General features: G+C 63.2%; 25 protein-coding genes, 1 tRNA gene and 1 riboswitch. Of the genes, 16 read left to right on the top strand and 10 right to left on the bottom strand.

From position 1 onward, the window contains the following. Position 1 precedes the first annotated feature (1 nt). Positions 2–481, top strand: a complete 480-nt coding sequence (locus tag PSUB009319_RS08950; protein ID WP_124381873.1) for a type IV pilin protein — start codon at positions 2–4, stop codon at positions 479–481. 34 nt (positions 482–515) lie between these two features. Here PSUB009319_RS08950 and nrdR read toward each other — a convergent pair whose 3' ends face one another. Beyond that, on the bottom strand, positions 516–980 hold the full coding sequence (nrdR, locus tag PSUB009319_RS08955) for a transcriptional regulator NrdR (protein ID WP_004629525.1): 465 nt from the start codon (positions 978–980) through the stop codon (positions 516–518). A 125-nt stretch (positions 981–1105) separates the two neighbouring features. Next, the gene (gene glyA / locus PSUB009319_RS08960; RefSeq protein ID WP_124381947.1) at positions 1106–2353 is read right to left on the bottom strand and encodes a serine hydroxymethyltransferase; all 1248 of its coding nucleotides are present in this window, start codon (positions 2351–2353) and stop codon (positions 1106–1108) included. Between the two features lie 134 nt (positions 2354–2487). Continuing rightward, positions 2488–2617, bottom strand: a riboswitch (ZMP/ZTP riboswitch). A gap of 138 nt (positions 2618–2755) precedes the next feature. On the opposite strand from glyA, the gene ydfG reads away from it, so the two are divergent. The 12 genes from ydfG (at position 2756) to PSUB009319_RS09020 (ending at position 11713) form a co-directional block, all read left to right on the top strand. Then, positions 2756–3508: a bifunctional NADP-dependent 3-hydroxy acid dehydrogenase/3-hydroxypropionate dehydrogenase YdfG gene (gene ydfG, locus PSUB009319_RS08965; RefSeq protein ID WP_124381874.1), complete on the top strand. Its 753-nt coding sequence runs from the start codon at positions 2756–2758 to the stop codon at positions 3506–3508. Between the two features lie 90 nt (positions 3509–3598). Further along, entirely contained in the window at positions 3599–4003 is a 405-nt protein-coding gene (gene ybgC / locus PSUB009319_RS08970; protein WP_124381875.1) for a tol-pal system-associated acyl-CoA thioesterase, read from the top strand. Beyond that, positions 4000–4692, top strand: a complete 693-nt coding sequence (gene tolQ / locus PSUB009319_RS08975) for a protein TolQ (protein ID WP_004629517.1) — start codon at positions 4000–4002, stop codon at positions 4690–4692. The genes ybgC and tolQ overlap by 4 nt, the downstream gene beginning before the upstream one ends. Before the next feature lie 12 nt (positions 4693–4704). Further along, the gene (gene tolR, locus PSUB009319_RS08980; RefSeq protein ID WP_124381876.1) at positions 4705–5139 is read left to right on the top strand and encodes a protein TolR; all 435 of its coding nucleotides are present in this window, start codon (positions 4705–4707) and stop codon (positions 5137–5139) included. A gap of 52 nt (positions 5140–5191) precedes the next feature. Next, positions 5192–6220: a cell envelope integrity protein TolA gene (gene tolA, locus PSUB009319_RS08985; protein WP_124381877.1), complete on the top strand. Its 1029-nt coding sequence runs from the start codon at positions 5192–5194 to the stop codon at positions 6218–6220. A gap of 67 nt (positions 6221–6287) precedes the next feature. Then, the gene (gene tolB, locus PSUB009319_RS08990) at positions 6288–7592 is read left to right on the top strand and encodes a Tol-Pal system beta propeller repeat protein TolB (protein ID WP_124381878.1); all 1305 of its coding nucleotides are present in this window, start codon (positions 6288–6290) and stop codon (positions 7590–7592) included. Between the two features lie 32 nt (positions 7593–7624). Next, positions 7625–8143 carry a peptidoglycan-associated lipoprotein Pal gene (pal, locus tag PSUB009319_RS08995; RefSeq protein WP_124381879.1) on the top strand — a complete coding sequence of 173 codons (519 nt, stop codon included), beginning with the start codon at positions 7625–7627 and terminating at the stop codon, positions 8141–8143. Between the two features lie 68 nt (positions 8144–8211). Then, on the top strand, positions 8212–9009 hold the full coding sequence (ybgF, locus tag PSUB009319_RS09000; protein WP_124381880.1) for a tol-pal system protein YbgF: 798 nt from the start codon (positions 8212–8214) through the stop codon (positions 9007–9009). Between the two features lie 181 nt (positions 9010–9190). After that, on the top strand, positions 9191–9865 hold the full coding sequence (gene queC / locus PSUB009319_RS09005) for a 7-cyano-7-deazaguanine synthase QueC (protein ID WP_124381881.1): 675 nt from the start codon (positions 9191–9193) through the stop codon (positions 9863–9865). A gap of 6 nt (positions 9866–9871) precedes the next feature. Continuing rightward, positions 9872–10987 (top strand): YeeE/YedE family protein, encoded by a 1116-nt coding sequence (locus PSUB009319_RS09010; RefSeq protein ID WP_124381882.1) that lies wholly within the window; start codon positions 9872–9874, stop codon positions 10985–10987. A 52-nt stretch (positions 10988–11039) separates the two neighbouring features. Beyond that, positions 11040–11115: transfer RNA gene (locus tag PSUB009319_RS09015), tRNA-Lys, on the top strand. 112 nt (positions 11116–11227) lie between these two features. Then, positions 11228–11713 (top strand): nucleoside 2-deoxyribosyltransferase, encoded by a 486-nt coding sequence (locus PSUB009319_RS09020; protein WP_124381883.1) that lies wholly within the window; start codon positions 11228–11230, stop codon positions 11711–11713. Between the two features lie 58 nt (positions 11714–11771). Here PSUB009319_RS09020 and PSUB009319_RS09025 read toward each other — a convergent pair whose 3' ends face one another. From PSUB009319_RS09025 to PSUB009319_RS09035, 3 genes are read right to left on the bottom strand one after another with little or no spacing between them, the layout of a single operon-like run. After that, positions 11772–12233 carry an NUDIX domain-containing protein gene (locus tag PSUB009319_RS09025; RefSeq protein WP_124381884.1) on the bottom strand — a complete coding sequence of 154 codons (462 nt, stop codon included), beginning with the start codon at positions 12231–12233 and terminating at the stop codon, positions 11772–11774. A gap of 1 nt (position 12234) precedes the next feature. Then, positions 12235–13044, bottom strand: coding sequence for an iron export ABC transporter permease subunit FetB (fetB, locus tag PSUB009319_RS09030; RefSeq protein WP_124381885.1), 810 nt, complete (start codon positions 13042–13044; stop codon positions 12235–12237). After that, positions 13041–13715, bottom strand: a complete 675-nt coding sequence (locus PSUB009319_RS09035; protein WP_124381948.1) for an ATP-binding cassette domain-containing protein — start codon at positions 13713–13715, stop codon at positions 13041–13043. The genes fetB and PSUB009319_RS09035 overlap by 4 nt, the downstream gene beginning before the upstream one ends. Before the next feature lie 310 nt (positions 13716–14025). On the opposite strand from PSUB009319_RS09035, the gene PSUB009319_RS09040 reads away from it, so the two are divergent. Then, entirely contained in the window at positions 14026–14391 is a 366-nt protein-coding gene (locus tag PSUB009319_RS09040) for a hypothetical protein (RefSeq protein WP_124381886.1), read from the top strand. A 63-nt stretch (positions 14392–14454) separates the two neighbouring features. Here the strand turns inward: PSUB009319_RS09040 and PSUB009319_RS09045 are convergent, their stop codons facing one another. From PSUB009319_RS09045 to PSUB009319_RS09055, 3 genes are all read right to left on the bottom strand, one after another. Beyond that, on the bottom strand, positions 14455–14982 hold the full coding sequence (locus tag PSUB009319_RS09045) for a DUF3318 domain-containing protein (protein WP_124381887.1): 528 nt from the start codon (positions 14980–14982) through the stop codon (positions 14455–14457). Then, complete coding sequence (locus tag PSUB009319_RS09050; RefSeq protein WP_065857134.1) at positions 14979–15356, bottom strand: phage holin family protein; 378 nt, start codon at positions 15354–15356, stop codon at positions 14979–14981. Before PSUB009319_RS09050 ends, PSUB009319_RS09045 begins: the two co-directional genes overlap by 4 nt. Positions 15357–15496: 140 nt before the next feature. Further along, positions 15497–15823 carry a YqjD family protein gene (locus PSUB009319_RS09055; protein ID WP_009238780.1) on the bottom strand — a complete coding sequence of 109 codons (327 nt, stop codon included), beginning with the start codon at positions 15821–15823 and terminating at the stop codon, positions 15497–15499. Positions 15824–16105: 282 nt separating this feature from the next. Here PSUB009319_RS09055 and PSUB009319_RS09060 point away from each other — a divergent pair, with 282 nt between their 5' ends. Beyond that, complete coding sequence (locus PSUB009319_RS09060) at positions 16106–16744, top strand: peroxiredoxin (protein ID WP_124381888.1); 639 nt, start codon at positions 16106–16108, stop codon at positions 16742–16744. A 147-nt stretch (positions 16745–16891) separates the two neighbouring features. Here PSUB009319_RS09060 and PSUB009319_RS09065 read toward each other — a convergent pair whose 3' ends face one another. Together PSUB009319_RS09065 and PSUB009319_RS09070 are read right to left on the bottom strand one after the other, a co-directional pair. Further along, on the bottom strand, positions 16892–18274 hold the full coding sequence (locus PSUB009319_RS09065; RefSeq protein ID WP_124381889.1) for an NCS2 family permease: 1383 nt from the start codon (positions 18272–18274) through the stop codon (positions 16892–16894). 398 nt (positions 18275–18672) lie between these two features. After that, a complete protein-coding gene (locus PSUB009319_RS09070; RefSeq protein ID WP_124381890.1) occupies positions 18673–19878 on the bottom strand; it encodes an acyl-CoA dehydrogenase in 1206 nt (401 codons plus the stop codon). A 103-nt stretch (positions 19879–19981) separates the two neighbouring features. Here PSUB009319_RS09070 and PSUB009319_RS09075 point away from each other — a divergent pair, with 103 nt between their 5' ends. Then, on the top strand, positions 19982–20806 hold the full coding sequence (locus PSUB009319_RS09075; protein ID WP_124381891.1) for an IclR family transcriptional regulator: 825 nt from the start codon (positions 19982–19984) through the stop codon (positions 20804–20806). Positions 20807–20892 lie beyond the last annotated feature (86 nt).

The raw sequence follows: 20892 nt of genomic DNA on the forward strand, positions 1-20892 counted from the left end.
CATGAACCGAACCAAAATTTTCACCTTGTCGCGTGGCGAAGGTGGCTTCTCGCTGATGGAGCTGATGATCACGGTGGTGATCATCGCCATCCTGGCTGGCATCGCCTATCCGTCCTACCAGCGGTACATCCTCAAATCGCACCGCGCGGATGCGAAGACGGCGCTGCTGGATCTGGCGACGCGGCAAGAGCGATTCTTCACGCTGCAGAACAACTACTCGACGTCGCCTGCTTCGCTCGGCTATGCCGCAGCCAGTTTTCCGTTCGCCATTCAGTCTGGCACGCAGTCGTACTATCAGTTGAATGTCACGGTAACGGGTACGGCGGGTGCGAGCGGAGCCGCTGCGCCTGGCTATTCCGCTTCCGCTGTTCCGGTCAGCCCGCAGACGGCCGATGCGTGTGGGACATACACCATCAACCAGCTCGGCGTGCAAGGCAACGCCAGCATGGCTGCGGGCACCACCTCAGCGCAATGCTGGTAACAGGCAAGAAGAAAGGGCCCTTTGGGGCCCTTCTTCATTTCCGCACATTCGTCGCCGCAACCTCATCCAGCACGTCGCGAAACTCCGCCAGATCCTCAAAACTCCGGTACACCGACGCAAACCGGATGTACCCGATCTTGTCCAGCCGCTTGAGTTCGCGCATGACAAGCTCTCCCACGCGGTCGCTGCCGATTTCCTTTTCGCCGTGGCTGAGGAGTTTTTCTTCGATGCGCGCGATGGCTTCGTCGATGGCCTCGGCGGAAACCGGGCGCTTGCGCAGCGCCAGCCGCATGGAATCCTTGACCTTGTTGCGGTCGTAGTCGACACGGCTGCCGTTCTTTTTGACGACGGCCGGGAAGAACAGCTCGATGCGTTCGTAGGTGGTGAAGCGGCGGTCGCAGGACTCGCAGCGGCGGCGGCGGCGCACAGTGTCGCCTTCTTCCGACATGCGGGTATCAATCACCTGGGTGGCCGCGTGGCCGCAAAAGGGGCATTTCATGCCGGTGGTCTCCTCGGCAACCTTGAAGAACGCGCTGCGCTAAAAGAACAACGCCGCGATGGCCCGGACAGGCACATCGCGGCAGGGTACTACGTGGCCGGAAGACCCGGCCATCGGCGGATGCCTTAAGCGTAGACCGGGAACTGCTTGGTCAGCTCGGCCACCTTGGCTCGTACAGCGGCAATGTTCGCTTCGTCGTGCGGGTTGTCCAGCACGTCGGCGATCAGATGTGCCACCTTCACGGCCTCAGCTTCCTTGAAACCGCGCGTGGTCATGGCCGGCGAGCCCAGGCGCACGCCCGAGGTCACGAACGGTTTTTCCGGATCGTTCGGAATCGCATTCTTATTGACAGTGATGTGTGCGTCACCCAGCACCTTCTCGGCTTCCTTGCCGGTGATGCTCTTGGCGCGCAGGTCGACCAGCATCACGTGGCTTTCGGTGCGGCCCGACACAATACGCAGGCCACGGGCCATCAGCGTTTCGGCCATGGCACGGGCGTTCTTGACCACCTGTTCCTGGTAGGTCTTGAACGCTGGGGACAGGGCTTCCTTGAACGCCACCGCCTTGCCGGCAATCACGTGCATCAGCGGGCCGCCCTGGATACCCGGGAAGATCGCCGAGTTGATGGCCTTCTCATGCTCGGCCTTCATCAGGATCACGCCGCCGCGCGGGCCGCGCAGGCTCTTGTGGGTGGTCGTGGTGACGAAGTCAGCGTGCGGCACCGGGTTCGGGTACACACCCGCGGCGATCAGGCCGGCGTAGTGGGCCATGTCCACCATGAAGTACGCACCGATCGACTTGGCGACCTTGCTGATGCGCTCGAAATCGATGCGCAGCGCAAATGCCGATGCCCCAGCGATGATCAGCTTCGGCTTCTTCTCTTGTGCCAGGGCTTCGAGCGCGTCGTAATCGATGTCTTCTTGCGCGTTCAGGCCGTAGCTGACGACGTTGAACCACTTGCCGCTCATGTTGAGCGCCATGCCGTGCGTCAGGTGGCCGCCCTCGGCCAGGCTCATGCCCATGATCGTGTCGCCCGGCTTGAGCACGGCAAAGAACACGCCCTGGTTGGCCTGCGAGCCGGAGTTCGGCTGCACGTTGGCCGCTTCGGCACCAAAGAGCTGCTTCACGCGGTCGATGGCGAGCTGCTCGACCACGTCCACGTATTCGCAACCGCCGTAGTAGCGCTTGCCAGGGTAGCCCTCGGCGTACTTGTTGGTCAGTTGCGAGCCCTGCGCGGCCATGACGGCCGGGGAGGTGTAGTTCTCAGAGGCAATCAGCTCGATGTGGTCTTCCTGACGCTGATTTTCCTTCTGGATGGCGGCAAAGATTTCGGGGTCGATCTGGTCGATCGTAAAGCGGCTGCGTTCGAACATGGCGAGTGTCTGGTCTGAAACGAAACGGAAATGGCAGAGATCGGGCGAGGCGTGGGGAAACATGCGCGCGGCTTGAACGGCTGCGCTCGGTGTTGGCCGATTACAGCGGGTGTCCAAGTCACCCAGTGCTTCCCATTCGCTGCCCAGGCGAGCGGCAGGCGTCGTTGTGCATGACGCCAGAAACCTTGCGCTTCCTCGTGGTCGTCGCCCACATGTTGAGGCTTCTTGATGCGGCCTCAGGATTCGCCAGTCGCGCAAGGTGGAATGGTTGCCCGCGAGTGTACGACAGGCCCATGGTCGCCGCAAGAAGCCGGCGTGCAGTCGCGCACATTGCGCTGCAATAAGACACAAGGCTTCAGGTAAACTCTGGTCTTTCGTCTTTTTAGGTCCGGAGGCACTTCCATGATCGTATTCGTGACTGGCGCAACAGCCGGGTTCGGGGCGGCCATCGCGCGGCGTTTCGTGCGAGAAGGCCATCGTGTGATCGCGGCCGGCCGCCGCCAGGACCGTCTCGATGCGCTCAAGGCAGAATTGGGCGACGCCGTGCTGCCGTTCGTGCTGGATGTGCTGGACGCCGATGCCGTCGCTGCGTTGCCGGGCACGCTGCCCGAGGGCTGGCGCGAAGTCGACGTGCTGGTCAACAACGCTGGCTTGGCACTGGGTCTCGAGCCTGCCCAGCGCGCCGACCTGACTGACTGGGACCGCATGATCGGCACCAACTGCTCCGGCCTGGTCCATATGACGCGTGCATTACTCCCGGCCATGGTCGAGCGCAACCGCGGCCACGTCATCAACATCGGCTCGATCGCCGGCACGTACCCCTATCCGGGTGGCAATGTCTACGGCGCGACCAAGGCGTTCGTGCGCCAGTTTTCGTTGAATCTGCGGGCAGACCTGACCGGCACCCGAGTGCGCGTATCGAACGTCGAACCGGGTCTTTGCTCGGGCACCGAGTTTTCCAACGTGCGTTTCAAGGGCGACGACGCCCGTGTGGACAAGGTCTACGAAGGCACGGAGGCACTCACCGCTGACGACATCGCCGAGGCCGTCTACTGGATGGCGGCGCTTCCCGCGCACTTCAATGTCAACGCAATCGAACTGATGCCCGTTTGCCAGTCATTCTCGGCCACCAGCGTCACGCGAGGGATGGCTTAAGGCTTCTTATGCAGGGTTTGTCGCGCCATGCAAGCCCTCGGCCGGCCGGTGGATGGCTGGCCGTCACATGCGTCTTGTTAAAATTGGCAGATGTCTTCTTTTGACTGGAACCTGCGCGTGTATTGGGAAGATACCGATGCAGGCGGCGTGGTGTTTTACGCCAACTACTTGAAATTTTTTGAGCGCGCCCGCACCGAGTGGCTGCGCGCGCTTGGGGTTGACCAGCAGGCGCTGGCCGACACGACCGGGGCCATTTTCGTCGTACGCAGCACTGCCGTGGACTACCGTGCGCCAGCACGCCTGGATGACCTCGTGCAGATCCGTTCGCGTATGGAACGGGTTGGCACGGCATCGGTCCAATTTGCCCAAGAAGGCTGGCGTGGCGACATTCTGCTCGCATCAGGCACGATTCGTGTTGGATGTGTTGACCGGCTCACTTTCCGGCCGACCCCGATTCCCGCTTCCGTACTCGCAACCATCAAAGCCGCCGCATGAATCCCGTCGAGGTCACACAAGATCTGTCGATCGTCTCGCTGGTGCTGCACGCCAGCCTCTTGGTCCAATTTGTCATGGGCCTGCTGCTGGTGATGTCGCTGTTCTCCTGGACGTACATCTTTCGCAAAGCCTTTGCGCTGCGTGCCGCACGCAGCCAGACCGAATCGTTCGAGCGCGATTTCTGGGCCGGCGGCGACTTGCAGGCCCTGTACCAGAGTGCCGCCAACAACCGCCACACCACCGGGGCGCTCGAGCGCATCTTTGAAGCCGGCATGCGTGAGTACCTCAAGGCGCGCGAGTTGCAACGGGGTGGTGGCGATCCGAGCGCCATCCTTGACGCATCCCGCCGTGCCATGCGCGCGGCCTACCAGCGCGAGATGGATTCGCTCGAATCGCACCTGCCGTTCCTTGCGTCGGTCGGCTCGGTCAGCCCATACATCGGCCTGTTTGGTACGGTGTGGGGGATCATGAACGCCTTCCGCGGCCTGTCCAACGTGCAGCAAGCCACGCTGTCCGCGGTGGCCCCCGGTATTGCCGAAGCGCTGGTCGCCACGGCCATCGGCCTGTTCGCGGCCATTCCGGCGGTGATCGCCTACAACCGCTATGCCACTGAGATGGACCGCCTGGCCAACCGGTTCGAGAGCTTCATGGAAGAGTTCTCGAACATCCTGCAGCGCCAGACGCGCTAAGGAGCCGAGCGTATGGCTACCATCCAGCGAACGCGCCGCGCCCGACGGGCCAAGGCCGACATCAACGTCGTTCCATATATCGACGTGATGCTGGTGCTGCTGGTCATCTTCATGGTGGCGGCACCCGTGGTGAACCCGGGCGTGGTCAACCTGCCTTCGGTGGCCAACGCCACGCCGCAGCAGACCCAGCCGCCCATCGTCGTGACCATCAAGGGCGACGGCACGATCCTTGCTCGCGTGAAAACCGGTTCGGGAGCGACCGAGCAGAAACTCGCCAACAACAACGAACTGCGCGCCTTTGTGAAGCAGCGCACCGACGAAAACCCCGATCAGCCAGTCGTGATTGCCGCTGACAAGTCGGTTCAATACGACCGCGTGCTGACCGTGATGAGCGTACTCAAGGGCGACGGCGTGAAGCGTGTCGGCCTGATGGTGAAATCGTCATGAGCACGTTGATGAACCGAACCTTGACGAACCAGGGCGGGGCAACCTGAACGTCATGACTACGACGTCGTTGCATCGGTATGAGCCTGTTCGCGAGCGCGGCACGCTGCGCGCGTTCGGGCTGGCGGTCCTGACGCACGTTCTGCTGCTGATCTTTCTGTACTTTGGCGTGCAGTGGCAGAGCAGCACCCCGCGCGGCGAAGAGGCTGAACTGTGGGACGAGGCCGCTGTTCAGCAGGCCGTGCAGCAGTCGGCTCCGGTTCCGGAAATCAAGCCCGAACCGGTGGTCAAGGCACCGCCCGCCAAGGTGGACGAGGAAGCCGACATCGCGCTGGAGCAGCAGAAGCGCAAGCGTGAGCAGGAAGCTGCTGCGGCCCGTGATGCAGAACTCGCCCGCCGCGCCGCGGAACAACGCGCCGAAGCGCAGCGTCAGGCCCGTCTGAAGGAAGAGCAGCAGGCCCGCCAAGCGGAACTCCAGCGCAAGGCCCTGGCCGAACAGCAGGCCAAGGAAAAGGCGGCAGAAAAGGCAGCAGAAAAGGCAGCCGCCGATGCCCAGGCGCGAAAGAATGCGCAACTGCAAGCCCAGGCCGAAGCGAAGGCCAAGGCTGAGGCGGAAGCCAAGCTTAAGGCCAAGGCGGCAGCGGACGCCAAGCTGAAAGCGGAATCCGAACGCAAGGCCAATGAGGCGCGCTCCAACGCACAGCGTAAGGAACAACTGGACCGCCTTCGCGCCATGGCCGGCGCCGGAGCGACGGGCTCGGTGGCAGGGTCTGGCGGTGGTGTTGGCAATGCGCAGGGCACGGGCGGTACTGCGTCGGCGGGGTATGCCGAGCGCGTGCGTGCCAAGGTCAAGCCGAACATCTTGTTCGACCCATCGGCCGTCAACGGCAATCCGTCGGCGGTGGTGTCGGTGCAGATGGCGCCGGACGGCTCGATCCTGTCCAAGCGCCTGACGAAATCGAGCGGCAACGGTGCCTATGACGAAGCCGTGCTGCGCGCGGTCGAACGTTCCGACCCGCTGCCGCGCGATACCAATGGCAAAGCGCCGTCGAGCGTCATCCTGACGTTCCGGCCCAAGGAATAAACGTGTCAGCGCAGTTCGTGCGGCGCTGGCCAACGGTTCTCAGATTCCGGATTTGATAGTAGGGACGATGAACATGATGAGAAAGATGTGGATCCCGATGTTCCGGCGCGCAGCGCAGGCATTGTTGCTGACCGCGGCGTGCGCCGGCGTGGCTCATGCCCAGCTCAACGTAGAGATCTCAGGCGTTGGCGCCAGCCAGTACCCGATCGCGATCGCCAACTTCCAGGGCGAAGCGCAGGCTCCGCAAAACCTCTCGGCCATCGTCCGGGCGGACTTGGCGCGTAGCGGCCGCTTCTCAAACGTGGACGTTGCCGGCGCGGTGGTGCCGGATAGCCCGGCGCCTGACCTGGGCGCGTGGAAAACCAGGGGCGCCGCAGCCTTTGTGGGCGGCACCGTGACCCGCAACGGCGACCGCTACGAAATCCGCTTCCGTTTGTACGACACCGCCAAGGGCGAAAGCCTGGGCGGCCTGTCGCTCACGCGCGGGCCGGGCCAACTGCGTTTGGCTGCGCACGAAATCGCCGACTACATCTACCAGAAGCTCATTGGCGAGCGGGGCGTCTTTGCGACGCGCCTGTCATACGTGTCCAAGGTCGGCCGCCGCTTCCAGTTGCAGATTTCTGACTCGGACGGCGCCAACCCGCAGATTGCGCTGACGAGCAATGAGCCGATCATCTCGCCGTCGTGGTCGCCGGACGGCACCAAGGTCGCGTATGTGTCGTTCGAGAGCAAGAAGCCCGTGGTGTACGTGCATGATCTGGTGGCAGGCCGCCGCACGGTCATTTCGAACCAGAAGGGCAACAACTCGGCGCCGGCCTGGTCGCCGGATGGGCGCCGCGTGGCGGTATCGCTCTCGCGCGATGGCAATACGCAGATCTACGTCGTCAACGCTGATGGTTCCGGCCTGCGCCGCCTGACGCGCAGCAGTGCGATCGATACCGAGCCGTCGTTCTCGCCCGATGGCCGCTCGATTTACTTCACCAGCGACCGTGGCGGTGCGCCGCAGATCTATCGCATGTCGGCCGAGGGCGAAGAGTCGGGCGGTGCGCAGCGCGTGACCTTCAAGGGCAGCTACAACACGAGCCCGCGCGTGTCGCCGGACGGCAAGCTGCTGGCGTACATCTCGCGCGTGGGCGGTGCGTTCCGCCTGTACACGCAGGACTTGTCCAACGGCGACGTGAACGCGCTTACGGATTCGTCGCACGATGAATCGCCGAGCTTTGCGGCCAACGGCAAGTTCATCCTGTATTCCACGCGCGTGGGTGGCAAGGCGGTACTGGCTGCGGTGTCGACCGATGGCCGCACGCGTCAGATTCTTTCGCTCCAGGCCGGTGAAGTTCGCGAACCGGCGTGGGGTCCTTTCATGCAATAACGAAGCAGTTGTCCCTCTAGGAGAAATCGGACATGTCGAAGTCCCAAACCATGATCAAACTCGCAGCCATTGCCACGCTGCTGGCCCTGGGCGCTTGCAGCTCGGGCGTCAAGCTGGATGACACCGCCAAGAACGGCACGGGCGGCGCCGGCACGGGCGCGGACGCCCGTACGGTGACCCCGGTGGACGTGGGCCGTGACGAGCTGACCGACCCGAACAGCCCGCTGGCCAAGCGCAGCATCTATTTCGACTTCGACAGCTACTCGGTCAAGTCGGAATACCAGGGCCTGCTGGGCCAGCACTCGCGCTATCTGCAATCGCACAACCAGCGCAAGGTCCTGATCCAGGGCAACACCGACGAGCGCGGCACGAGCGAGTACAACCTCGCACTGGGCCAGAAGCGTGCCGAGGCCGTGCGCCGCGCACTGTCGTCGATGGGCGTGCCTGACAGCCAGATGGAAGCCGTGAGTCTGGGCAAGGAAAAGCCGCAAGCGACCGGCCACGACGAAGACTCATGGGCACAAAACCGCCGCGCCGATATCGTCTATTAATCGGTACGGTTTGAAGTGGAACGCGCCGGCTGCGAGGTTGCGGCCGGCGTTCTTACGTTGGCAATCACATGAACACGATGATGAAACAGCGCGCCGATCGGACGTTACGCCGGGCCATGCGTCGAGCAATCCTGATGGCGACGCTCGTCGCGGGTGGCGCCCTTACCATGGCCGGCCCGGCGGCGGCGGGGGTGTTTGACGACGATGAGGCGCGCCGCGCCATCATCGACATGCGCGACAAGTTCAACAACTTCCAGTCGACAGCGGCTCAGCGCATTGATCAGAACAGCAAGAACCTGCTCGACGCGCAAAACCAGATCGAGACGCTCAAGTCTGAAGTGGCGCGCCTGCGTGGGCAGAATGAAGTGCTGCAGAACAGCGTCGATACGCTGACCAAGCAGCAGAAGGATTATTACACTGACCTCGACGCGCGCCTGAAGAAGTTCGAGCCGCAGCAGGCCACGGTGGATGGCCGCGAAGGCATGGTCCAGCCCAACGAGAAGCCTGAATATGACGCTGCGCTCAAGGCGTTTCAGGGTGGCGACTTCAAGGGCGCGGGCAACCAGTTCTCGGCGTTCGTGAAGAAGTATCCGCAGAGCCCGTATCTGCCGCTGGCGCAGTTCTGGCTGGGCAACGCGCTCTATGCGCAGCGCGATTACAAGGGCTCGAGCTACGTGCTGGAGAACATGGCACGCAGCAACCCGCAGCACCCGAAGGCGCCCGATGCGCTGCTGCAGGTGGCCACCAACCAGGGTGAGTCGGGTCAGAAGGCGGCCGCACGCAAGACGCTGGAATCGGTGGCGTCGCAGTACCCCGGCACTGAGCAGGCCAAGACCGCACAAAGCCGTTTGAAGACGATGCGCTGATCGGCAAGTCGTTCTGTGATTGAGATTGAGGAAACAACGCCCGCCCGTGGTTGCATCGGCGGGCGTTTTCTTATGGGCGACCATGACGGGTGAATGGCGGACATATGGCGCGTGGGGCGCGGGCAGGGCGGTAGCACGCTAAAATGCGGGCCTTCCCGATTCGCTTTGCAAGGCTTCGCCTATGAAAAAACGCGCCATCGTCCTGCTCTCCGGCGGGTTGGACTCTGCCACCGTGCTCGCCATGGCCAATGCCGATGGCTTTGAGACGTATGCACTGTCGATGCGCTACGGCCAGCGTCATTCGTCCGAGCTGGAAGCGGCCAAGAAGGTGGCGGCATCGCTGGGCGCGGTGCGCCACGAAATCGTCGATCTGGATCTGCGCAAGTTCGGCGGCTCCGCGTTGACCGATGATGCACTCGACGTGCCGACCGACGGTGCGCAGTCAGGCATCCCGATCACCTATGTGCCGGCGCGCAACACGATCATGCTGTCGCTGGCGCTTGGCTGGGCCGAGGCGGTGGGCGCGCGTGATCTGTTCTTCGGTGCCAATGCGGTGGATTACTCCGGCTACCCCGATTGCCGCCCCGAATACGTTGCCGCCTATGAGGCGCTCGCCAACCTGGCCACCAAGGCCGGCGTGGAAGGCGAGCGCATCCGCGTGAACGCCCCCATCATCGCCATGACCAAGGCGGAGATCATCCAGGCTGGCGTACGGCTGGGTGTGGACTACAGCATGACCGTGTCGTGCTACAAGGCCGACGACGATGGCCGTGCCTGCGGCGTGTGCGATTCGTGCCGCATCCGCAAAGCCGGGTTTGACGCCGCCGGCGTGCCCGACCCCACTCGCTACGTCTAACGCGCCATGCCCGATATCGACCTCAATGCGTTGTCCCACACCGTGCTGTGGGGCACTTTTGCGCTCACGTTTGTGTTTGGCGCGATCCTGCAGCGCACGCACTTCTGCACGATGGGCGCGGTGTCCGATGTGGTCAACATCGGCGACTGGAGCCGCCTGCGCATGTGGGCGCTCGCCATCGGTGTGGCCATGATCGGTACGGGGTGCCTAAGCTGGCTCGGGCTGATCGATACGAGTAAGACGATCTATACGGCCAGCAAGCTGCTGTGGCTGTCGTCGCTGGTGGGTGGGCTGTTGTTTGGTTTTGGCATGGTGCTGGGTTCGGGTTGCGGCAGCAAGACGCTGGTGCGCATTGGCGGCGGCAATTTGAAGTCGGTCGTGGTGTTTGTGTTTCTCGGGCTGGCGGCGTACATGACGCTCAAGGGCGTGTTTGGCGTGGTGCGCGTGGCGACCGTGGACGCTGTCGCAGTTACGCTGCCGACGTCGCAGGATTTGCCGAGCGTGCTGGGCCATGCGCTCTCCGTGGATGCGCGCACGCTGCGCCTCGCGCTGGCACTCGTGATTGGCGGGGCGCTGTCGTTGTGGGCGCTGCTGGGGCGCGATTTCCGCACAGGTGACAACCTGTTGGGCGGGATCGGCGTCGGGCTCATCATTGTGGGCATGTGGTACGTGTCGGGCCACGTTGGCTATGTGCAGGAAGATCCGAACACACTGCAGGAGGCGTTTGTGGCGACCAACAGCGGCCGCATGGAAGCGCTGAGCTTCGTGGCCCCCGTGTCGTACACGCTGGAGTGGCTGATGTTCTTCAGCGATACGTCAAAGGTGCTGACGGTTGGCATCGTGAGCGTGCTGGGCGTGATTGCCGGTTCGGCCGTGGTGGCGCTGGCCACGCGCACGTTCCGCTGGGAAGGCTTTGCCAATGCCGAGGACACCGGCAATCACATCATCGGCGGGATTCTGATGGGCATTGGCGGCGTGACGGCGCTGGGCTGCACGATCGGGCAAGGGCTGTCGGGCATCTCGACGCTGGCGATCGGCTCGTTCATTGCGCTGGCGGGCATCGTGATCGGCGCGCTGCTGGCGTTCCGTTATCAGATGTGGCGGATGGAACGCCTGACTTGATCTGACGGGCGTTGACAGAATCGCGGATATCTTTCTATAATCGCGGTCTTTGGGGTCTTTAGCTCAGTCGGTAGAGCAGTAGACTTTTAATCTATTGGTCGCGGGTTCGAATCCCGCAGGACCCACCAAATTTCAGAGGGCTCGACAGCAATGTCGGGCCCTTTGTTTTTGTGCGGTGCTTTTTTGTATGGCGTCCATCGGCGGCGCTATGCTGCGCGTATCGCTCACCGGTCTACGCTCATGCCTTTGCGCCTCTACCTCGCTGGCCCTGATGTCTTCCGCCCGCAACCCGCTGCGCATGGCGAAGCACTCAAGAAGCTGTGCACGGAGTTCGGTTTCACCGGCCTGTACCCGCTCGATAACGCGATTGCCCCGCAGGCCGATGGCGTTGCGACCGCCGCCGAGATTTACCGCCAGAACATCGCGCTGATCGACTCCGCCGATGCCGTGCTCGCCAACGTGGCGGACTTCCGCGGCCACGAGCCCGATTCCGGCACAAGCTTTGAAATCGGCTACGCCATCGCGCGCGGCAAAGACGTGTGGTGCTACAACGTGCCCGCCGTGCCGCTCATCGCGCAGGTGCCGAACACCAACGGCAACGATGCCGACGGCTGGGCGGTGGAAGACTTCGGCCTGTCGCGCAACCTCATGATCGCTTGCAGCAGCCGCCTCGTCGTGGGAGATGCACGCCAGTGTCTGGAGCGCATGCGCGCGCATTACGCTTAGTCGCTTACTGGATGTGCGTATGCGGATTGCTTCCTTCAGGGCGGCCAACGCCGTTCGCCTATAGCCCCGCTTCGGTCAGGCGGGCATCGATGCTCGCCAGCGTCAACGTCTGTGCGAACAGCCGCGTGAGCGATTGGCTCGCGTATCGCGGCACTTCCTCCGCCGCGGCCCAGCGGTAAGCGTCCATCTCGGGGATGAGCCGGCCGGTGTGATAGCTGTTGAACATCGACGTGCAGATCAGCGTGTCGAGTGCAACGTCCGCGCGGCGCAGGCGGGCGGCGAACAGATGCAATTCTTTGTCGCGGCGATACGGGATTCGGCCGAGTTCGATCAGCGCGTGGCTGTCGAGCACGAGGCCGGTTTCTTCGCGGGTCTCGCGCAGGGCCGTGTCGCGGTGGTTCTCGCCGGGGTCGGGTGCGCCTTTGGGGATGTCCCAGTGGCGCGTTTCGGTGGCGTGCGCGAGCAGCACTTCTGCGTCTTCGTTGAGCAGCACAAGGCCGCAAGACAGGGAGAGCGGCATGCTATTTCGCCCCGCCACGTTGCGTAATGCGCGCGGTCATCAACTGGTGATCTCGGCTGAACAGCCGGCGATAGGCCAGCAGCACCGCTGCCACCGTTCCTAACCCTGACGCTGCCGCCAGCAGGAACATGATGACGATCTGGTAGCGCACGGCTTGCAGCGGTGATTGCCCCGCCAGCACCTGGCCCGTCATCATGCCGGGCAGGCTCACTACGCCCACCACAGTCATCTGATTGATGATCGGCGTCATGCCGGCACGCACGGCGGCGCGTGCTGCGTTGCGCGCCGCCTCCCAGCGCGTCCCGCCGAGTGCAAGAATCGTCTCGACCTGATCGCGCGAGGCGATCAGTTCGCCGGTCATGCGCTCCAGCGCCAAGCCCACGCCAGTGAGCGTGTTGCCGAGAATCATCCCCATGATCGGAATTGCGTATTGCGGCGCGTACCACGGCCGCGCATGCAGCACGACCACCAGCCCGATCGCGCCGATCAGCCACGTGCTGCCGAACACCGACAACGTACCGTCCAGCCGCAAGCCCGCATAACCGCGCGCACCACGGCTGCCGGTGGCGTGTCCTGCGATCAGCGTCATGACGGCCACGATGCCCAGTACGGTTGCCCAATGCGCGTGAGCGAATACCCATTCGAGCACGAAGCCGACCGCCAGCAACTGTACGACGGTGCGCACGGCCGCCCACGCCAGGCGTCGCTCCAGCCCAAGCCCGAGCCCGATGGACAGCGCCCCGTTTACGAGGATCAGCGCCGCGGCAATGCCGACCTGCCAGGCGGAGAGGGTGAGGTCTTGGCCGTTCATCGCGCGGGCTCCGTGTTCAGCCAGCCGCCCTCGACGCGCCAATGTCGCCGGCCGATACGTTCGGCTTGTGCCGGATCGTGTGTCACCCACACCCAAGCGCGCCGCTCAGGCGCCTGTGCAAACCAAAGTTGCAAGAGCGCTTCGACCACGCGTGCGGAGGCAGGGTCGAGCGCGGCCGTGGGTTCGTCGAGCAGCAGGACGGTGGGCTCCGTTTGGAGGGTACGGACCAGCGCTGCAATCTGCGCTTCACCGCCGGAGAGATCCCCCGCGTTCTTCTCCAGAAAGCGCGCATCGCGCTCGGAACCTGCGAGCAGGGCGATGGCGGCGTCTCGGTCAAATCCGGTGCTGTGCCGCCGTACGTGCAGTTGGTAGGGCACGTGCAGGTTGTCTTCCACCGTGCCAGGCAGCAGCGCCGGGCGCTGGCGCACGTAAGCAACGTGACAGCGATAGGCGGGAATCGCGCGCGAGCCGATCGCTTGGCCATGCCATGTCACCTGACCGCCGTCGAGCGGGTCGAGCAGCGCCAGCGCGCGCAGCAGCACGCTCTTGCCCGAACCCGACGGCCCGGTAAGCGCAATCTGGTCTCCCGCTTGCACGACGAGTGTGGCAGGTTGCAGCAGCGTGACACCGGAGCGTGCGTCGCGGCGTTGGAGGTGGGTGGCGACCAGCATGGTGGGGCGAGTGTGTTGCGTACGATACGGCATCAATGAGCCGCTTTTATGCATTATGCATATGAGCGGGTGAGGCGGTCCTCCGCCGGAATCGCAGAGGCGCGTCAGCGTGTGCTGTTTTGGCACCGCATGGTGGCGCGATCCGCGTGCCATCCGGGGCCGCCCCTAGGCCGAACGTATCAGGCCGAATGCCTTGGCTCGTGGCTGATGTCGGACGAATCCGACATGGCATTCAGCGGCGGGCGGGTCGCCATTTGCGCACGCCAGGCATAGGATCGAAACGTCACCAGAAGAAGAAATGGAGGGCGCCATGGAGACAAACAAAATGCAAGTTGCTCACCCATGGTGGCAGCCGGGAGTGTTTGCATCGGCGCCGGCGATTTTTCTGTGGATGTGCGCGGAGTTGCCTCCCGATATGCTCGGCGCCATCTTCCATGCGGGCACGTCGCCAGACTCCATCAGGCACGTTGGCGATACGCTGTTCGTGATCGGCTGGACGGCCAGCGGCGCGCTGATGTGGCATGGCCGGCGGCGCATCGTGCCCGACGCTGATGTAACAGCGCAACCCGTCCAAGCCGAGGTGGGCCCAGCTAATCAACCGCACGGGCTCGCTGCCTTGCGCCAGAACATGGCCCGACGCTGGGAACGCGTGCGTCATCCAATTGCACTGCACTGACATTGCGCCGCCACAAACGAGAAAGGCCGGGTTGCTCCGGCCTTTTTGTTGGGCACGCACGCCTCAAGAGGTGCTGCCGGGGATGATCTCGTTCGCGTTGGCGTCAACTGCGGGTGTTGCCACGCCAGCGGGCTTGCCTTGCGCCTCTTGCCATTTTTGATAGCCCCACCAGGCCGCACCGGCCACGAGGCCAACTTTGCCGAGCTTTCGCGTAATACGGCCGATGAACGTGCGACGCAATCCCGCATACGCCAATGACAGCGCGGTCCCCACCAGCGGGTACTCACGCGCAATACCGAGTGTTCGCATCAGGCTGTTCGGCCGTGCCAGCGGACGTATCAGACTGGGGAGCAGCGCACCGAAGCCGCCCAGGCTGAAGGTGCGGCGTGTGGCGCGATGCACGTCGTTGCGGGCCTGTGCGTAGTCGTAGCGCTCCAGTGCGGCGCGCGTGAGCAGCAGTTCCTTGCGCACGCTCAGGGGTAGGCGGGTGTCGGCGCCACGGCGCGATGGCCGCACATGATGTCGTGCACTCGATGCGGGCTCGTTCATGGAGGTGCCGGGCGACGGTGCGTGTTGGGTCGGATCAGTCATCGGCGCAGGATCTCACGGTCTTTGTCGAGTTCGGCCAACGTGGCCTCGAACAGCGGAGGTGCGTTGCGCAGCAGCGAACGCACCTTCCATAGGCACGCGACCGCGCCCAAGGCATACAGCGCGGCCATCACGGCCAGGGACTGCCAGCGATAGGTATCCCAGCACAGGATGACCACCAGCGCCGTCAAGGTCATGATGGACAGGGCAATCAGGCTCACGGCCAGCATGCCCAGAAAGGCGGTGCCGAGCAGTCGTTCTTTTTCTTCAGCCAGTTCGACGCTCGCCAGCTCGAGCCGCGTCTGCAGCATCGAGACGACCGTGCCGGCCAGTTTCTTCAAGGAAGCGAACAGCTTTGGGCTGGTGTCGTCGGTCATGAGGTGTGCAGAGGGTGCGGGGCGAATGGCGTCACTGCCAACGCAGCACGCGCCATGCCCGGAATGGAACCGCCAAAATGCAACTGGCCGATGGCGCGATCCACAGGGCGCGCGCCATCGGCCAGAAAGGGTGCTGCGGATTACTTGCGGTTGAGCAGCAGGCCGATCAGCAGGCCCACGCCGGCTGCCACGCCCACGGCTTGCCACGGATGATCGTGGACGTAGTCATCGGTGGCGCGTGCGGCTGCCTTGCTCTTGTGGACGACCGCGTCTTGCAGGTCCTGCGCCTTTTCCTTGGCTTGGCGGAGCATGCCCATGCCGCGCTCACGCAGTTCAGCGGCTTTTTCGCCGCTGCTGGACGCAGCTTGTTTGAGCAGGGTTTCAGCGTCGGACAGTACAGTCTTCACGTCGGTCATCAGTTTCTCCTTATTGACGGAATCGGCCAGGTTGGGGGAAGTGTTCGTCATGGTCGGGTCCTTGGTATCAGGGGTGGTTCAATCGTCAATATGTCGACGCACTTATTCGCTAGCATATGTGTGGGCGCCGCGAAACTTCAAGCGCTCGCGTCGCGCATGCTGCGATGGATCAAAGGCCTCGGCCATTGTCCGGCAATGTGCGCATGCCTTCCACCATGTCGTCAGCAAATGCCGCGCCTAATGACGAAAAGTGATGTTGTTGTGAATTTATAGTCGTTTTGGTTGGATGGCAATCTGACTATAGTGGTTCCCAATCTGTGTATGGAGGACACGATGTCTCTACGTTTGGGCGATACCGCCCCTGATTTCGAGCAGGACTCAAGCGAAGGCCGCATCAAGTTTCATGAGTGGCTGGGCAATAGCTGGGGTGTACTTTTTTCGCACCCGGCCGATTACACGCCGGTCTGCACCACCGAACTGGGCCTGACCGCCAAGCTCAAGGAAGAATTTGCCAAGCGCAATGTCAAAGCGATCGCATTGTCGGTCGATTCTGTCGAGTCGCACAAAGGCTGGATCAACGATATCAACGAGACGCAGAACACCAGCGTCAACTTTCCGATCATTGCCGATCCGGATCGCAAGGTCTCGCAGTTGTACGACATGATTCATCCGAATGCGAGCGAGACGTTCACCGTGCGTTCGCTGTTCGTGATCGATCCGAACAAGAAGGTCCGCCTGACTATTACTTACCCGGCTTCGACCGGGCGCAATTTCAATGAAGTGCTGCGCGTGATTGATTCGCTGCAGTTGACCGATTATCACAGCGTGGCCACGCCGGGTAACTGGCAGGACGGCGATGACGTTGTCATTGTGCCGTCGCTCAAAGATGAAGAGGTCCTCAAGCAGAAGTTTCCGAAGGGCTACAAGGCGTTGCGCCCATACTTGCGCATGACGCCGCAGCCCAACAAGTAATCGTCTCCTTGGTAGTGTGATTACCGCCCGGCCGTGCGCCGGGCGTTTTTTGCGTTCGTGCAAACGATAGCGTGGCGCCAAAACAAAACCGGCCAGCCCTTGCGGGTCTGGCCGGTTTGTCTTTTACGCAGACGGTTCAGTGTGCGATCAGATCGCCCAGCCGCCCGCGTAGAAGGCCACCAGCGCCCCGGCAATCGCCACGGTACCGATGTTCAGCTTGCGCCATTCGCCGGCCACCAGGCGGCCGATCACCAGTGTGCTGAAGCCGAGCATGATGCCGGTGACGATGTTGCAGGTCAGCACGATAAACACGGCGCAGACCAGGCCAGACAGTGCATCGACCATGTCGTCCATGTGCAGCTTGCTCACGCTGGAGAGCATCAGCAGGCCGACGTACATCAGCGCGGGGGCCGTTGCGTATGACGGCACCAGGCCAGCCAGCGGCGAGAAGAACATCACCGCCAGAAACATCACGCCGACCACCACAGCCGTCAGGCCGGTTTTGCCGCCGGCGGCCACGCCAACCGTCGACTCGATGTAAGCCGCAGCAGGTGCGCCGCCAAAGCATGCCGAGAAGATCGAGCTGATCGAATCGGCCGTCAGAGCGCGGCCACCGTTGATGATGTGGCCCTTGTCGTTGAGCAGGCCGGCCTGACCGGCGACGGCGCGGATCGTGCCGGTCGCATCGAACACGGCGGTCATCACCAGTGCCAGCACGCTCGGCAGCACGGCGGCGGACAGTGCGCCGCGAATGTCCATCGCGCCGATCAGCGATGCATGGCCGGCAGAGGCCAGCGAGGGTAGGGCGAACACGCCTGTGAACTTCACGGCCGGGTCAAAGATCAGGCCCAGGATCGAGATGGCGATGATCACGATCAGGATGCCGCCCGGCACGCGACGACGCTCCATGCCGAAGATGGCAGCCAGACCCAGCACCGACATCATCACAGGGAAGGCAGTGACGTGACCCAGCGCAACGGGCAGGCCCGCGCCGGCGTTCTTGACCACCAGCCCGACGTCGTTGGATGCGATCAGCAGCAGGAACAGGCCGATACCGATGCCCGTGCCGTGCGCCACGCCCGAGGGCAGATTGCGCAGGATCCAAGAGCGCACACCCGTGGCCGAGATGGCGGTGAAGACCACGCCCATCAGAAAGACGGCGCCGAGTGCAACTTCCGGCGACAGCTTTTGCCCCAGCACCAGGCCGAAGGCCATGAACGCAGTAAGCGAAATCGCGCAGCCAATGGCGATCGGAAGCTGTGCCCACAGGCCCATCAGCAGCGAGCCGAAGGCCGTGGTCAGACACACGGCAACGAAGACTGCGCTGGTGTCAAAGCCGGCCTTGCCCAGCATGCCGGGCACGACAAACACGGCATACACCATTGCCATGAACGTGGTGATGCCAGCCACGACCTCGCGCTTTTGCGTGCTGCCGCGTGCAGAAATCTGGAAATAGCGATCAATGGCGCGCGCATCGGCGATGCCAGCGGTGCCAAGTTCCGTCGACGACGGAATGGACTGTTCAGCCATGGTGGGTTTGTCTCCTGGCAGGACTCCGCGCCGGCCGAACTCGGTCGTCCGCGTAAGGTGCCCTGTTCTGGTTTTGATATCGGTGCGGGTGCCCGCGTACGCGCGCTGGCATTCTCCAGACCGTTGTCTCGCGATTGGTTTTGTCGCGTGGCGCTGCAATCTGCGTGTGGACTGCGCGCTCGTTCTATCGGTGTGAGGGTGTGCGGCTGAACAATCCGCCGGCACTTGGACCAAAGCATAGACGCGCGCCTGCGCCCGATTCATGCGGCGTGGCGTATCCCGGTCATTTGCAAATTTGTATATCGCCAGGGGAGGAGAACAACAGTGCCCAGGACGGGCGAGAGATGCGGCGGCAGGCGCACGAGTGTGCACCAAACCGCCGAAAAAACAAAGCGCACTCAGAAGAAAGCCTGAATCCCGGTTTGTGCGCGGCCGAGAATCAGCGCGTGAACATCGTGCGTGCCCTCATAGGTGTTCACCACTTCCAGGTTCACCACGTGGCGGATCACGCCGAACTCATCGGAGATGCCATTGCCGCCAAGCATGTCGCGCGCCATGCGAGCGATATCGAGCGACTTGCCGCACGAGTTGCGCTTCATGATCGAGGTGATCTCCACGGCGGCGGTGCCTTCGTCCTTCATGCGGCCCAAACGCAGGCAGCCCTGCAGGCCCAGCGTGATTTCAGTCTGCATGTCGGCCAGCTTCTTCTGAATGAGCTGGTTGGCGGCGAGCGGGCGACCGAATTGCTTGCGGTCCAGCACGTACTGGCGTGCGATGTGCCAGCAGGCTTCTGCCGCGCCCAGCGCGCCCCATGCGATGCCGTAACGCGCCGAGTTCAGGCACGTGAACGGGCCTTTCAGGCCGCGCACGCCGGGCATCAGGTTCTCTTCCGGCACGAACACTTCGTCCAGCACGATTTCGCCCGTGATAGAGGTGCGCAGACCCACCTTGCCGTGAATCGCCGGTGCCGTCAGGCCCTTCCAACCCTTCTCCAGAATGAAGCCGCGAATCTCATCTTCGCCGTTGTCGTTGGGGAGCTTGGCCCACACCACAAACACATCGGCGATGGGCGAGTTGGTGATCCACATCTTGGCGCCCGACAGCGAGTAGCCGCCGTCAACCTTCTTGGCGCGCGTGATCATCGAGGCCGGGTCGGAGCCGTGGTTCGGCTCGGTCAGACCAAAGCAGCCGATCCACTCGCCGGTGGCCAGCTTGGGCAGGTACTTCTGCTTCTGCGCTTCGCTGCCGAATTCGTAGATCGGCACCATCACCAGCGACGACTGCACGCTCATCATCGAGCGATAGCCCGAATCCACACGCTCCACCTCACGCGCGATCAGACCGTAGCTGACGTAGTTCAGGCCCGGGCCACCGTACTGTTCGGGAATGGTCGGGCCCAGCAGGCCGAGTTCACCCATCTCGCGAAAGATCGATGTATCGGTCTTCTCGTGCCGGAACGACTCCAGCACGCGCGGCATCAGCTTGTCCTGACAGTACGACGCGGCGGCGTCGCGCACCATGCGCTCGTCGTCGGTCAGTTGTTGGTCGAGCAGGAGGGGATCAGCCCAGCTAAAGGCGTTAGGAGCGGCGTTGCGAGCGGTCACAGCAGTAGTCTCCGAGTCTTTGTTGTTCCGATATACGGAACACAGTTTCGAAATTTGAAGCTATCATAGCGCAACCACCGACAATTTCCAGCCGTTTTTTGTCATGAGCACAACACGTCTCCCCGATCCCGAATTCGATACTTCGCCCGCGGAGTCCAGTGACCCGAACTTCGTCACGGCACTCGCACGCGGGCTGGAATTGCTGCGCGCCTTTCGGCCCGGCGATACGTTGCTTGGTAACCAGGAATTTGTGCGCCGCACGGGCTTTCCCAAAGCAACGGTCAGCCGATTGGCGGGCACGCTCGTCTCGCTGGGGTATCTGCGTTACGACGAAGCGCTCGGCAAATATGGGCTCGATGCGGGCGTGCTGGCGCTGGGCTTCGCTTACCTGGCATCGAGCGATGTGATCCAACTCGCGCGGCCGCACATGAGCGCGTTTGCGCAGCGCTTTGGCGTGTCGATCTCGCTGGGCAAGCGTGATCGGCTGGACATGGTCTATCTGGAAACGATCCGCCACGACAGCCCGTCGATGAGCGGATCGTCGGGGTTGGGCGTGGGGTCGCGGCTGTCGCTGCTGTCGAGCTCGATGGGGCGGGCGTATCTGGCTTCGCTGCCGGCGGCGCGGCGTGAGCGCTTGTACGAGGCGCTGCGCACGCAGCAGCCCGCTCAGTGGGCGGCGGAGGGCGCGGCGGCAGACGACGCAGTCAAGGCCGGCGTGCGCGAGGGGTACGCAGTATCGCTACGCGACTGGCATCCGGCCATTCACGCGTGTGCAGTCGCGTTCTTCGCACCGAGCCAGCGCGAGCCGTATGTGGTGAGTTGCAGCGCGCCATACACAGCCGCTGATGCGGAGCGTATTCGTGACGAACTGGCGCCCGCGCTGCGTGAATTTGCCTCGCGGCTCGGCCACGTAGGGCCCCTTTCGTGATCGACCGGAACGTGCTTCGGCGCTACGGGCGGTGCCGCGAACGGTTCGGCCGTTCCCGCCCAATGCCAATGTGGCGCCTGGAATTT

Source organism: Ralstonia sp. SET104 (genome assembly GCF_003851545.1).
Lineage (GTDB): Bacteria > Pseudomonadota > Gammaproteobacteria > Burkholderiales > Burkholderiaceae > Ralstonia.